The sequence below is a fragment of the Cognatundibacterium jejuense genome, from assembly GCF_014284255.1.
Taxonomy (GTDB): Bacteria; Pseudomonadota; Gammaproteobacteria; order Burkholderiales; family Burkholderiaceae_D; genus Undibacterium; species Undibacterium jejuense.
The window spans coordinates 1-255 of sequence record NZ_JACOFV010000075.1 but is presented as its reverse complement, the minus strand read 5'-3'; the positions used below and the strand labels follow the sequence as shown (position 1 = coordinate 255).

The window sequence follows — 255 nt, the reverse complement described above, 5'->3', positions numbered from 1 at the left end:
CCAGGTTGCCCCGCGCTGCCGTTCGACTTGCATGTGTAAGGCATGCCGCCAGCGTTCAATCTGAGCCAGGATCAAACTCTTCAGTTTAATCTCTGTTTTTGTGTTCATTTCTGAACCCTGTCCTTGCGGACAGGTCGCTCACTCAAAATACTGACAGTTCCGTCATTCATTTCTGAACGACTTTCCTATTATTTATTTCTTGTGAAGCATTTGATATTTTTTAAGCATTCCGATCAGTTAGAAACTAATCGGTGC

General features: G+C 43.9%; 1 rRNA gene. It reads right to left on the bottom strand.

The features are described 5' to 3' along the window. Positions 1-87: ribosomal RNA gene (locus H8K32_RS20085) — 16S ribosomal RNA — on the bottom strand; the annotation flags it as partial. Between the last annotated feature and the right edge of the window lie 168 nt (positions 88-255).